This is a genomic window from Serratia grimesii, from assembly GCF_900186025.1.
Classification (GTDB): domain Bacteria; phylum Pseudomonadota; class Gammaproteobacteria; order Enterobacterales; family Enterobacteriaceae; genus Serratia; species Serratia grimesii.
This window is the reverse complement of record NZ_LT883155.1, coordinates 3,509,313-3,521,861: the sequence shown is the minus strand read 5'-3', so window position 1 is coordinate 3,521,861 and position 12,549 is coordinate 3,509,313. Positions and strand designations below refer to the sequence as shown.

The 12,549-nt window shown below is 55.1% G+C and carries 10 protein-coding genes; 8 read left to right on the top strand and 2 right to left on the bottom strand.

What is annotated here, in order from left to right:
• The first annotated feature begins 251 nt into the window (after nt 1-251).
• The 6 genes from menF (at nt 252) to menE (ending at nt 7,462) form a co-directional block, all read left to right on the top strand.
• Nucleotides 252-1,544: an isochorismate synthase MenF gene (gene menF, locus SGBXF1_RS16610; RefSeq protein WP_186427209.1), complete on the top strand. Its 1,293-nt coding sequence runs from the start codon at nt 252-254 to the stop codon at nt 1,542-1,544.
• Between the two features lie 252 nt (nt 1,545-1,796).
• Entirely contained in the window at nt 1,797-3,470 is a 1,674-nt protein-coding gene (gene menD / locus SGBXF1_RS16605) for a 2-succinyl-5-enolpyruvyl-6-hydroxy-3-cyclohexene-1-carboxylic-acid synthase (RefSeq protein WP_186427208.1), read from the top strand.
• Nucleotides 3,470-4,237, top strand: a complete 768-nt coding sequence (menH, locus tag SGBXF1_RS16600) for a 2-succinyl-6-hydroxy-2,4-cyclohexadiene-1-carboxylate synthase (RefSeq protein WP_037420939.1) — start codon at nt 3,470-3,472, stop codon at nt 4,235-4,237. The genes menD and menH overlap by 1 nt, the downstream gene beginning before the upstream one ends.
• Nucleotides 4,238-4,248: 11 nt before the next feature.
• Nucleotides 4,249-5,106 carry a 1,4-dihydroxy-2-naphthoyl-CoA synthase gene (menB, locus tag SGBXF1_RS16595; protein WP_037420936.1) on the top strand — a complete coding sequence of 286 codons (858 nt, stop codon included), beginning with the start codon at nt 4,249-4,251 and terminating at the stop codon, nt 5,104-5,106.
• Nucleotides 5,107-5,117: 11 nt separating this feature from the next.
• The gene (menC, locus tag SGBXF1_RS16590; RefSeq protein WP_186428527.1) at nt 5,118-6,089 is read left to right on the top strand and encodes an o-succinylbenzoate synthase; all 972 of its coding nucleotides are present in this window, start codon (nt 5,118-5,120) and stop codon (nt 6,087-6,089) included.
• A complete protein-coding gene (menE, locus tag SGBXF1_RS16585; RefSeq protein ID WP_186427207.1) occupies nt 6,077-7,462 on the top strand; it encodes an o-succinylbenzoate--CoA ligase in 1,386 nt (461 codons plus the stop codon). Before menC ends, menE begins: the two co-directional genes overlap by 13 nt.
• Nucleotides 7,463-7,504: 42 nt before the next feature.
• Here menE and katA read toward each other — a convergent pair whose 3' ends face one another.
• Complete coding sequence (katA, locus tag SGBXF1_RS16580) at nt 7,505-8,941, bottom strand: catalase KatA (RefSeq protein ID WP_130381474.1); 1,437 nt, start codon at nt 8,939-8,941, stop codon at nt 7,505-7,507.
• A 335-nt stretch (nt 8,942-9,276) separates the two neighbouring features.
• On the opposite strand from katA, the gene SGBXF1_RS16575 reads away from it, so the two are divergent.
• Nucleotides 9,277-9,819: a YfaZ family outer membrane protein gene (locus tag SGBXF1_RS16575; RefSeq protein WP_037421065.1), complete on the top strand. Its 543-nt coding sequence runs from the start codon at nt 9,277-9,279 to the stop codon at nt 9,817-9,819.
• Nucleotides 9,820-9,867: 48 nt separating this feature from the next.
• Here the strand turns inward: SGBXF1_RS16575 and tyrP are convergent, their stop codons facing one another.
• Complete coding sequence (gene tyrP / locus SGBXF1_RS16570; RefSeq protein WP_037420925.1) at nt 9,868-11,076, bottom strand: tyrosine transporter TyrP; 1,209 nt, start codon at nt 11,074-11,076, stop codon at nt 9,868-9,870.
• A gap of 244 nt (nt 11,077-11,320) precedes the next feature.
• Between tyrP and SGBXF1_RS16565 the strand changes: the two genes are divergently transcribed.
• On the top strand, nt 11,321-12,517 hold the full coding sequence (locus SGBXF1_RS16565; RefSeq protein ID WP_037420922.1) for a nicotinamide mononucleotide deamidase-related protein YfaY: 1,197 nt from the start codon (nt 11,321-11,323) through the stop codon (nt 12,515-12,517).
• Nucleotides 12,518-12,549: the final 32 nt, after the last annotated feature.

The window sequence follows — 12,549 nt, the reverse complement described above, 5'->3', positions numbered from 1 at the left end:
AAAAAACCGCTTGGAGATTGTGAACATCCTGTTAAAGCCGATTTTTAGATTTGGCGAGGGTTCACAACAGGCAGGAACGTACTTTCTCAGTATAGACGGTTAATATCTTGCTGGGCATTTTTCGAACTAATTGTTTAATTTTAATAAACAATTAGCTGTTGTTGCCGGTGCTCCAACGACACTATTTTTCCGCCGCTCTGTGTTGATTTACCGTATAATTCCCTACATTAGGTTTGGTTATTGAGGTGGCTGTGGAACAACTCTCGGCATTGTTAGGGCGCTTACGCCAGCAGCTCGAACACGATGTGCCTGCTGATGGCGGTTTCCGGCAACTTTCACTTCCTGTCCCAGTGTCATTGGCCAACCACTTGCTGGAGTGGCTGGCGGCGCAGCCGGTTTTCCCGCAGTTTTATTGGCGTCATCGTGATGGACATGAAGAGGCCGCAGTTTGCGGTGCATTGCTGCAGTTCACCCAGCCGCAGCAGGCACAAACGTTTCTCAGAACCCATCAGAACGCACGTGTATGGGGGCTGAACGCTTTTGATGGCGCTGCGTATTTATTCCTACCGCGGCTGGAAATAGTGAACTGTGACGATGATGCATACTTAACGCTTAATCTGTTTTCTGAAAACGCGTTGTCTGACGATGCGGTATTGGCCTGCCATTGGCTGGATCAACTGTTAACAGCCATGCCCATTCCTCCCTTAAAGGTGCGGGTGGATCAGGTACGGCATCAGCCGGAACGCGCCGGGTGGGAAGCGATGTTGCGTGAAGCGCTACAGGCAATCGACCACCAACAGATGGAAAAAGTGGTGTTAGCGCGCAGCACGTTATTAACGCTGGATAGCCCGTTGTCTGCTCCGGCAATGATGAATGCCAGCCGACAGGTGAATCACCGCTGCTATCACTACATGTTGCGATTTGATGCGCGTCGCGCATTCCTTGGCTCTAGCCCGGAAAGGTTGTATCTGCGTGAGGGGCGCCTTTTGCTGACTGAAGCGCTGGCGGGCACGGTGGCCAATCACCCCGATCGGCAACAGGCGCAGGCATTGGCACAGTGGTTGTTGCAGGACGGTAAGAATCAGCATGAAAATTTGCTGGTGGTAGATGATATTTGCCAGCGTCTGCAAGGCGGTGCCGACGCGGTGGATGTCTTGCCACCTGAAGTCGTGCGTTTACGTAAGGTACAACATCTGCGTCGGCGTATTGAAGGCCAGCTCAACCACAGTAGCGATGCTGATTGCCTGCAACGCATGCAGCCAACTGCCGCTGTGGCTGGCTTACCACGCCAGGCTGCACGCGATTTTATCCTGCAACATGAACCTTTTCCCCGTGGCTGGTATGCCGGTTCTGCCGGCTATCTGTCCTCTCCCCGCAGTGAGTTTTGCGTGGCACTACGCTGTGCACAAATCGATGAGCAAGGATTACGTCTGTATGCCGGTGCCGGCATTGTGGCGGGTTCCGACCCCGCAGAAGAGTGGCAAGAAATCGAAAACAAGGCCGCCGGACTGCTGACGTTACTGCAACCTGACGCGTTGAGCTGAATTTCCCTGCTTATGATCCGGATTTATTGAGTGGATGCTACTGGGAGTGTAAACTGCTTGTGATTTTCATGTTTGTTTTTTGTTCTAAATCAATTAATTGTCTACCATAAAGTCACCGGGATATACGGCGTTTTTGCGCTGGCGCAAAAGTCGTAAAGATAACTACTCATATAATGCAGAACATCATTTTTGGCATGCTGCCGTTCGGCGAGCGCCAAAGGCAGATTCTGTTAACCGACTTGTGAGCGAATTATGTCGACAAGTGTTTTTAATCGCCGGTGGGCGGCGTTGTTGTTGGAAGCGCTGGCTCGCCATGGGGTGCGGCATGTCTGTATCGCTCCGGGATCGCGCTCTACACCGCTGACATTGGCAGCGGCGGCTAACAAGTCTTTTATCTGCCATACCCATTTTGATGAACGCGGGCTGGGCCATTTGGCGCTTGGCTTGGCCAAGGCATCACGGGAGCCGGTAGCGGTGATTGTTACCTCCGGTACCGCAGCCGCCAACCTTTATCCTTCACTGATCGAAGCCGGGCTGACTGGTGAGCGGCTGGTGTTTCTTACCGCAGACCGGCCACCCGAATTGATCAACTGCGGCGCCAATCAGGCGATCCGCCAAAACGGCCTGTATGCCAGCCATCCGTCGTTGAATATTGATCTGCCACGTCCAACACAGGACATTCCCGCCCGTTGGTTGGTGTCCACTGTCGACAGTGCAATGGCACGTTTACAGCACGGTGCGTTGCATATTAACTGCCCGTTTGCCGAACCCCTGTATGGTGGTGATGAGCAACAGTACGCGGATTGGTCCGCGGCACTCGGTGACTGGTGGCAAGACAGCCAACCTTGGCTGAGAGAGGTAGATCCACACGTAGTGCTCAAGCAGCCGGACTGGTTTTTCTGGCGGCAAAAACGTGGCGTGGTAATAGCAGGGCGTATGAGTGCGGAAGAGGGTGAGCAGTTGGCGCAATGGGCGGACATGCTCGGTTGGCCGCTGATCGGCGACGTGCTGTCGCAAACCGGACAACCGCTGCCCTGCGCCGATTTATGGCTGGCTCAGCCACAAGCACAGGAAGTGTTAGCCGAAGCACAGCTGGTGGTGCAGTTCGGCAGCAGCTTGACTGGCAAACGTCTGCTGAATTGGCAGGAACAATGCCGACCGACGGAGTATTGGTTGATCGACGATTTACCGGGACGGCTCGATCCGGCACATCACCGTGGGCGCAGGATCCGTTCTGGTGTGGCGCAGTGGCTTGAACTGCATCCGGCACAACCGCGCTCCCCATGGGCCGACGAGCTGACGGCACTGGCGGACAATGCATTAGATGCCGTCTCCGGTCATTTGGTCAATCGCTTTGGCGAGGCGCAGTTGGCCCACCGTTTACCGGAGTTGTTACCGGAAAACGGCCAACTGTTTCTCGGCAACAGCCTGATCGTCCGGCTGATTGATGCGTTGACCCGGTTACCAGCCGGTTACCCGGTATTTAGCAACCGCGGTGCCAGTGGCATTGACGGGCTGATTTCCACCGCCGCAGGGGTACAACGAGCGACGGCCAAACCCACGCTGGCGGTGGTAGGTGATCTGTCCGCGCTATACGACCTGAATGCGTTGGCGCTGCTGCGTCAATGTTCTGCGCCGACGGTGTTGATCGTGGTCAACAACAATGGCGGCCAAATTTTCTCACTGCTGCCTACGCCGGAAGAAGATCGAGAACGGTTTTACTGTATGCCGCAGGATGTCGAGTTCAGTCATGCGGCGGCAATGTTCCACCTCGCTTACGCCCGTCCTGAAAATTGGGGACAGTTGCTGCAAGCGGTGGAGCAGGGCTGGCGCCACAGTGGCGCTACGCTGATTGAGCTGCAGGTGCCACCGAGCGATGGTGCGCAAACACTTCAGCATTTGGTGCAATTGATGGCGGAGCAATAATGCTGGCAACAAAAGTATTGCAACAGGGCGAGGCCGATCGCCCATGGTTGGTTTGGCTGCACGGCATGCTGGGCAACAATAATGAATGGCGGGTGATCGCCTCCCGCTGCCCTGAATGGCCATCACTCGCGATCGATTTACCCGGCCACGGAGATTCCGTTGCGGTGGCCTGTAACAGCTTTGACGATATCAGTGCGCAGATTAACGCCACCTTGCAGATGCATGGCATCGAGCGCTATTGGTTGGTGGGCTATTCACTCGGTGGGCGCATTGCCATGTATCACGCGTGCTACGGTGATACGACTGGCCTGCAGGGTGTGGTTATTGAAGGCGGCAATCCAGGGCTGGCTGACACTGCGCTGCGAGCTCAACGCTTGGCACATGATGCTGCCTGGGCCGAGCGTTTTCGTCGCGAACCTATCGCACAGGTTCTGGCTGACTGGTATCAACAGCCCGTCTTCGCCAATCTGAGTGCTGTGCACCGTACTGCACTGATAGGCGCCCGGTCTGATAATTCAGGCCCGGCGGTAGCGGACATGTTGGAGGCTACGTCGCTGGGCAAACAACCTTATTTGGTGCCGCAATTGCAGCAACTGGCGGTGCCGCTGGTAGTGCTGTGCGGCGCGGATGATCACAAATTTCAACAGCTCGCGCGCGACGCTGGATTGCCGTTACGCATCGTGCCACAGGCCGGGCATAACTCGCATCTGGCCAATCCGCAGGATTTCGCCGCTGAGTTGCACGACTTTCTCGTTAACCCTGGTTAAAGGAACAGAACATGCTCTATCCGAACGAAGAACAACTGTATGCCGCCATCGACTGGCAGGATTGCTCCGGTGATTTCGAAGACATCCTGTATCACAAGTCCAGCGACGGCATTGCTAAAATCACCATCAACCGGCCACAGGTGCGCAATGCGTTCCGACCGCACACGGTAAAAGAGATGATTGAGGCGCTATCCAATGCCCGTTATGACGATGGCATTGGTACCATCATCCTGACCGGTGCCGGCGACAAAGCCTTCTGCTCAGGTGGCGATCAGAAAGTACGTGGGGACTACGGCGGCTACCAAGACGACAGCGGTGTGCATCACCTGAACGTGCTCGATTTCCAGCGCCAGATCCGCACTTGCCCAAAACCGGTCGTGGCGATGGTGGCCGGCTATTCGATCGGTGGCGGCCATGTACTGCATATGATGTGTGATCTGACCATTGCCGCGGACAATGCTATTTTCGGCCAGACTGGCCCGAAAGTCGGTTCGTTCGATGGCGGTTGGGGGGCTTCTTACATGGCACGCATTGTTGGCCAGAAAAAAGCGCGTGAGATCTGGTTCTTGTGCCGCCAGTATGATGCCGCAGCAGCCTTGGACATGGGGCTGGTCAATACCGTAGTGCCTTTGGCAGACCTGGAAAAAGAAACCGTACGCTGGTGTCGTGAAATGCTGCAAAACAGCCCGATGGCGCTGCGTTGTCTGAAAGCGGCCCTGAATGCCGACTGTGATGGCCAGGCTGGTCTGCAAGAGCTGGCGGGTAATGCCACCATGCTGTTCTACATGACTGATGAAGGCCAGGAAGGGCGCAACGCATTTAACGAAAAGCGTCAGCCGGACTTCAGCAAATTTAAGCGCAACCCGTAATGATTTCCCCTATCCGTAACGCCGCCGTTTACCGTTACAGTCTGCCGATGGACGCTGGCGTGGTACTGCGCAACCAACGGTTGAAAACCCGTGATGGTGTGCTGATCCATCTGCAACAAGGTGAGCAGGAAGGCTGGGGTGAGATCGCACCCTTGCCGGAGTTCAGCCAGGAAACGCTGGCGCAAGCCGAGCAAGATACGCTGAGCTGGGTACAGTCATGGCAGGCGGGAGTATTGCCGCCAGACAGCCTGTTACCGTCGGTGGCATTTGGCACAAGCTGTGCGTTGGCGGAACTGGAACAACGGTTGCCGTTGCAGGCTGACTACCGCAAAGCACCATTGTGTACGGGCGATCCCGATGAATTGTTTGCAGTGCTAACCGCTTTACCGGGGGAAAAGGTTGCGAAGGTGAAGGTCGGGTTATATGAGGCAGTACGTGACGGCATGATCGTTAACGTGCTGTTGGAGGCATTGCCGGATCTCAGACTGCGGCTGGACGCCAACCGCAGTTGGACGCGGGCCAAGGCGGATGGGTTCGCTAAATATGTGGATCCGGCACTGCGTGAGCGTATTGCTTTCCTCGAGGAACCTTGCAAAACCCGTAATGAATCGCGGGATTTCGCTCAGGCGACTGGCATTGCCATCGCCTGGGATGAAAGTGTGCGTGAGCCGGACTTTGTGGTGGAGGCCGAGCCGGGCGTGGCGGCGATCGTGATTAAACCGACGTTGGTCGGTAGCCTGGATCGTTGCCATGCCTTAGTAGAACAGGCACATGCGGCAGGGTTAACAGCAGTGATCAGCTCCAGTATTGAATCGAGTCTGGGATTGACGCAATTGGCGCGCATGGCACATTGGCTGACTCCGGCCACGGTCCCTGGGCTCGACACGCTTGATCTGATGCAGGCTCAATTGCTACGGGGCTGGCCAGACAGCACGCTGCCGCTGCTGGACCTGCAGGCACTGGAGTGTGTATGGCACAGTTAAACGACTGGCCATGGCGACATTGGGCGCAGCGGCGTCCGCAGGCGATGGCGGTGATGGTTGCTCATCAGCCGGTTAGTTGGTTGGTGTTGCGGCGTCAGGTGGACAAACTGGCGGCTGATTTTCAGCATCAGGGCGTTGAGCCTGGCTGTGGCGTTGCGTTGTGTGGAAAGAATAGCTATCCACTGTTGTTAGCCTATCTGGCGCTGTTGCAGTGCGGTGCGCGGCTGTTACCGCTTAATCCGGCGCTGCCTGTTTCCCTGCTCGCAACGCTGTTGCCCGATCTGAATATCGATTTTGCCTTCAGCCCAGACCTGTTGCCGACCTTACCGGCGACGGTCATCCGTTTAAACCCGCCTTCAACTGAACACCGTTGGCTGAATCCACCACGTTGGGACGCTCAGCGATTGGCGACATTGACGTTGACTTCAGGCTCCAGCGGCACACCAAAAGCGGCGGCGCACAGTTATGCCGCGCATCTTGCCAGTGCCGAAGGTGTATTACAGCTGATGGATTTTCAATCTCAGGACCGCTGGTTGCTGTCATTGCCGTTGTTTCACGTCTCCGGGCAGGGCATTGTTTGGCGCTGGTTGATGGCAGGAGGTGGGCTGGTTGTCCGCGATATGCATCTGCTGGCAGACGCGCTAGCGGGCTGTACACATGCCTCTTTGGTGCCGACCCAACTTTGGCGTCTGCTGACGCAACCGCTAGCGACACTGACCTTGAAAAAAGTGCTGCTCGGGGGCGCGATGATCCCGGTGGAACTGACTGAACAGGCGGAAGAGCTGGGCATTAGCTGCTGGTGTGGCTATGGTTTGACTGAGCTCGCATCCACAGTCTGTGCCAAACGCGCTGATGCACGGCCTGGTGTTGGGTTGCCACTGGCAGGCCGGGAAATCAAGCTGGTCAATGAAGAGATATGGATCCGAGCCCAAAGCCTGGCGCGGGGATATTGGCAGCGTGGTGCATTGCAGCCCCTTGCCGATGATCAAGGCTGGTTTCATACGCGCGATCGCGGCGTGATGGAACAGGGAGAATTGCGGATTCTTGGGCGGTTGGACAACCTGTTTTTCAGCGGTGGGGAAGGCGTTCAGCCAGAGGATATTGAGCGTGTGTTGGCCGCTCACCCGAGGATTTCCCAGGTGGTGGTGGTGCCGGTGAATGACGTTGAGTTTGGTCAACGACCGGTGGCGGTGATCGACAGTGAAGAGCCCCTATCGTTGGAAGAACTGCTGACTTGGTCGCAGGATCGACTGGTGAATTTCCAGCGGCCGATGGCGCTGTTGGCGATGCCAGCCGAACTGAAAAGCAGTGGTATTAAAGTATCGCGCCGTCAGTTGCAGCAATGGGTAGCGCAGCAGATAGCGAGTCGATAAGAAAGGCCGCCCTAGGGCGGCCTCAACGATAACGGTGCGGGGTTATTTCAGGCCAAGTGCTTTGGCTACACCAGCACCGTAGTCCGGATGCACTTTGGTAAACAAATCAACCTGACGACGTTGGATCTGTTCTGGTACCTGCGACAGCTCACCGGCGATGCGGGTGAACATGCGCTGATGCTCTTCGGCGCTCAGCAGGTTAAAGAGTGCACGCGGTTGGCTGTAGTAATCATCGTCTTCACGATGGTTCCAGTGGTCGGCTGCGCCTTCAATACTCAATGGCGGTTCGCTAAAGTCGGGTTGTTCCTGGAACAAACCGAAACTGTTCGGCTCGTAGGTTGCGCCGTTGCCGCTGTTGCCATCCACACGCATTGCACCATCACGATGATAATTGTGGAATGGGCATTTCGGGCTGTTAACCGGGATCTGATGATGGTTCACGCCCAGACGATAACGGTGTGCATCCCCGTAAGAGAACAGACGCCCTTGCAGCATTTTGTCTGGCGAGAAGCTGATGCCAGGCACCACGTTGGCCGGGTTCACCGCTACCTGTTCAACTTCTGAGAAGTAGTTTTCTGGGTTGCGATGCAGTTCGAAGAAACCAACGTCGATTAACGGGTAGTCGCCGTGCGGCCATACCTTGGTCAGATCGAACGGGTTGTATGGGGTCTGTGAGGCTTCGTGTTCAGGCATAATCTGGATTTGCAGTTTCCAGCGTGGGTAATCACCCCGTTCGATGGCTTCAAACAGATCACGTTGCGAACTTTCACGGTCTTTGGCGATGATGGCTTCCGCTTCATCATCCATCAGGTTTTCAATGCCTTGTTCGCAGCGGAAATGGAACTTCACCCAAAAACGCTCATTGTTGGCATTGATAAAGCTGAAAGTATGGCTGCCGAAGCCGTGCATATGACGATAGGATTTCGGGATGCCGCGGTCGCTGAAATCTATGGTCAACTGGTGCAGGCTTTCCGGTGACAGCGAGAAGAAATCCCACTTGTAGGTTGGATTGCGCAGATTAGTGCGAGGATCGCGTTTGACCACGTGGTTGAGATCGGGGAATTTCAGTGGATCGCGCAGATAGAAGACCGGTGTGTCATTACCCACCAGATCCCAATTGCCTTCCTCGGTATAAAACTTCATGGCAAAACCACGAATGTCACGTTCGGCGTCAGCGGCACCACGCTCACCGGCAACGGTGGAGAAGCGGATAAACATGTCAGTTTGCTTGCCGATTTCAGAGAAGATTTTTGCGCGGGTGTACTGGGTAATATCGTGGGTGACGGTGAACGTGCCGTAGGCGCCGGATCCCTTGGCGTGCATGCGGCGTTCAGGGATAACTTCACGGTCGAAATGGGCCAGCTTTTCCAGGAACCAAACGTCCTGAAGCAGCATTGGACCGCGTTTACCCGCGGTAATCACGTTATTATTATCGACAACCGGTGCGCCGGCTGCGGTAGTCAGTCCTTTCTTGCTCATTACTTGCTCCTTATCGTATTGCAATCGAGTCAAAACTCGGGCGGCTTAAGCGTTCATCATATAATCCTGCAAGAGGGCTTACCCTGACCTGGGGTAATGCCACTACTAGTTGTAGACCTATTGAACGCTCGCGGCAAATAGGTCTGAGTTATCGTTGTCATTGCCTTTAGGGATAAGGCTTTTACTTGCACAACTTTACATTCATTTGATTAATTAAGGATTTTTTCGCTTTTATCCCTTAAAGACTGGTTGTGCTTTGGTATAGACTCGTGACGGTATTATTACGGGTTAACTCATATCGTCCGTAATGGATGAAGTAGCAAGAGGGATAGATGATGAAAAAGACTTTGGTCGCCTGCGCAGCAAGCATGCTGTTTGTTACGGGTGCCGCGAGCGCGCTGAGCCTGTCGGGCGAGGCGGGGCAGCATTACACCAACCTTGGCTTTGGCCAGGATACCGGTACTTCCGGGTTGGGATTAACAGGCAACTGGGCGCGCAGCGATCATGACGGCAACGTTGGCAGCCTGGGGCTGAATTTCGGTCTGCCACTTGGGCCGTTGACCGCAACGGTAGGCGGTAAGGCACTGTATCTGAGCCCGAAAGACGGTAAAAGCGGTGGTGCATTAGCATTAGGTGGTGGCCTGGACTGGGCTATCAACCGTTACTTCAGCCTGCATGGCGAAGGCTATTTTGCACCTGAATCGCTGACCAGTGGCGTGAAGGCCTACAACGAGGCTAGCGGTGGCCTGCGCTGGAATATCTTCCGTCCACTCAGCGTGGATGTGGGTTACCGCTATATGAAGATGGAAGGGAAGGATGGACGTCGTGACAACACTTTGGCCGATGGCCCATATGTGGGTGTCGGTCTGAGCTTCTGATCCAAACAATAAGGGGCCCAGTGGGCCCCTTGTTTTACCGATAATCGATTAGCCTACCGCGGGTAGTATGCCGCTGGCGATGCCCAGTTGAATGGCAATCACCGTTATCCCGCAGACAAACACCAACGCCAATGCAGGCGTCCCGCCCCAAACACGGTATTTCGCTTGATGCTGTTGACGTGTTTTCCATACCAGCAATGACGGCAGTAACAATGCCAGTATCGCCAACGCAATGGCGGCAAAGCCCAGTGCCAACACAAAGCCACGCGGATAGAACAGGGCGAAAGCCAGCGGTGGCAGGAAAGTGATGGCACCCGTTTGCAGACGGCCTCGCACGTTATCCTGTCGTTTGAACAAATCGGCGAGGAAATCAAATAACCCAAGTGCTACGCCAAGGAATGAGGTTGCCAACGCGAGATCGGCAAACAAATGCACGGCGAGCTCTACGTGTGGAGATGCCACTACGTCACGTACTGCCTGCAATAAACCGTTCAGACCGGCTTGTTGCGCTAAAATACCGACGAAAGTGGTAGAGCTGATACTGCCTAGCGTAGCTAACTGCCAGAAAATGTAGGCCACCAGCGGAATGGCGCTGCCGATAATGAATACCCAGCGCAACTTGCGGATGTTGCCGCCCATGTAGTTAACGATGCTGGGAACGCTACCGTGGAAACCAAACGAAGTGAAGATCACCGGGATGGCAGACAGCGCCAGTCCTTGTTCCAGTGGTAACGTCATCAGGTTAGTTTGGTGAATATTTGGCAGCATCAAGCCCAGCATGACAATCAAAAATACCACTTTGGCGCTGAACAGGATGCGGTTAAACAGATCGACCGAGTGGGTGCCAATGCAAACGACGCCACCAGCAACCAGAGTAAACAGCAGCACACCTAACGTGGTGGGGAAATCTTGTGAGGTCCATTGGCTGATACTGGCCGCCAGTAATTCGCCGGCTCCGCTAATGTAGGCGGCAGTCAGGGCATACATCAGAAACATCATGCTGAAACTGGTTAGCCATTGGCCTCCGCCGCCAAGGTAGCGCTTTGCCAAGGTTCCCAGGCCGGTATCTGCTTGCTCGTGCTGATAGACTTCAACCAGCAGCAGGGCGGTATAGCACATCAAGAGCCACAGTCCGACCAGCAGACCCAGAGTGACACCGAAGCCTACGCCAGCCGCCGCCAGTGGCATTGCCAACATCCCGGCGCCAATGGTGGTTCCTGCGACGATAAAAACACTGCCAAGCGTGCGATTTTTCACGTTTTTCTCTATCAGCCAAAGATTTTGGAAAATTATAGGTAACTCATTCTAAGTGCGGCAGGATAGTTGATGGATTATTTTGTGTCAAACAGGCGTTACGGGTAGTGTTAACTTATATTTACACCGTGATAAGCCACGTGATGTCGCAAAAAAATGCCTTCGACAGAAATTAACCGGCAATGCGTAGTGAAAACTTATTTACAGGCTTCTATAGTGGAATGATCAGAAAATGTGGGAGAGATCAATGTTAAGGGTGGAGATGCTCAGCACCGGCGATGAGGTGCTACACGGGCAGATTATAGATACCAACGCTGCTTGGTTGGCTGATTATTTGTTCCAGCAGGGCATGCCGATGAGCGGCCGTGAAACCGTGGGGGATAACCTCTCCTCTCTGATCGAGACTTTGCAGGAACGTAGCCATATCGCCGATGTGTTGATTGTTAACGGTGGTCTGGGGCCGACCAGTGACGATCTCAGCGCACAGGCGGCGGCTAGCGCTTGTGGTGTTGAGCTGGTGGAACATGCCCAATGGTTGGCGCATATGGAGGCTTATTTTGCCGAACGTGGTCGGCCGATGGCGGCTTCAAACCGTAAACAGGCGCAGATCCCGGCAAACGCCGAGTTGCTCGATAACCCGGTGGGTACCGCCTGTGGTTTTGCGTTAAAGCTGAACCGTTGCATTCTGTTTTTCACCCCCGGTGTCCCTTCTGAATTCAAAGTGATGGTCGAGCAACAAATCGTCCCGCGCCTGCGTGAGCGCTTTACCTTGCCTTCACCCCCGCTGTGTTTGCGTTTAACCACCTTTGGTACCTCCGAAAGCGATCTGGCCGCCGAACTCGATGGTATGCCGCTGCCACCTGACGTGGTGCTCGGTTACCGCTCTTCCAGCCCGATCATTGAGCTGAAGCTGACTGGCCCTGTGACCCAACGTGCGGCGATGGAACAGGCCTGGGAGCGAGTGCGCCAGGTGGCGGGTGACAACACCCTCTTTGAGGGCACTATCGGCTTGCCGGCAGCACTGACGCAACGCTTGAACCAGCAAGGGTTGAAGCTGGCGCTGAGCGAACAGTTCAGCGCCGGATTGATCAATCTGCAGCTGCAGACCGAAGGCGCACCGCTGGCTGGTGGCGAGCTGCTGCCGTCGCACTGTGTGGAAACGCTGGAAACCACGCTGGCCCGTGCGCGTTCACTGGCGGAACTGACCGGCGCGCAACTGGCATTGGCGGTCAGTGCCATGAATGGCAACCAGGTGAGCGTGGCGCTGCACACGCCAAAAGGTGGTATTGGGCAGACAGTTCGTTACCAGGCTGCACGTCACGGCTTACGGCTGCGGCAAGAGTCGGTAGCGATGCTGGCTTTGGACATGCTGCGGCGTTGGCTGAACGGTGGGCCAGTGTGTGGGAAAAACGGCTGGTTGGAGATCGTCGAGATTATCGAGTAGTGAATGCTTGATGGTAGTGATATACCCCTTAT

Coding starts and splice junctions, on each gene's coding strand:
- menD (WP_186427208.1), top strand. CDS start 1,797: ATGTCGACAAGTGTTTTTAATCGCCGGTGGGCGGCGTTGTTGTTGGAA.
- menH (WP_037420939.1), top strand. CDS start 3,470: ATGCTGGCAACAAAAGTATTGCAACAGGGCGAGGCCGATCGCCCATGG.
- menB (WP_037420936.1), top strand. CDS start 4,249: ATGCTCTATCCGAACGAAGAACAACTGTATGCCGCCATCGACTGGCAG.
- menE (WP_186427207.1), top strand. CDS start 6,077: ATGGCACAGTTAAACGACTGGCCATGGCGACATTGGGCGCAGCGGCGT.
- katA (WP_130381474.1), bottom strand. CDS start 8,941: ATGAGCAAGAAAGGACTGACTACCGCAGCCGGCGCACCGGTTGTCGAT.
- SGBXF1_RS16575 (WP_037421065.1), top strand. CDS start 9,277: ATGAAAAAGACTTTGGTCGCCTGCGCAGCAAGCATGCTGTTTGTTACG.
- SGBXF1_RS16565 (WP_037420922.1), top strand. CDS start 11,321: ATGTTAAGGGTGGAGATGCTCAGCACCGGCGATGAGGTGCTACACGGG.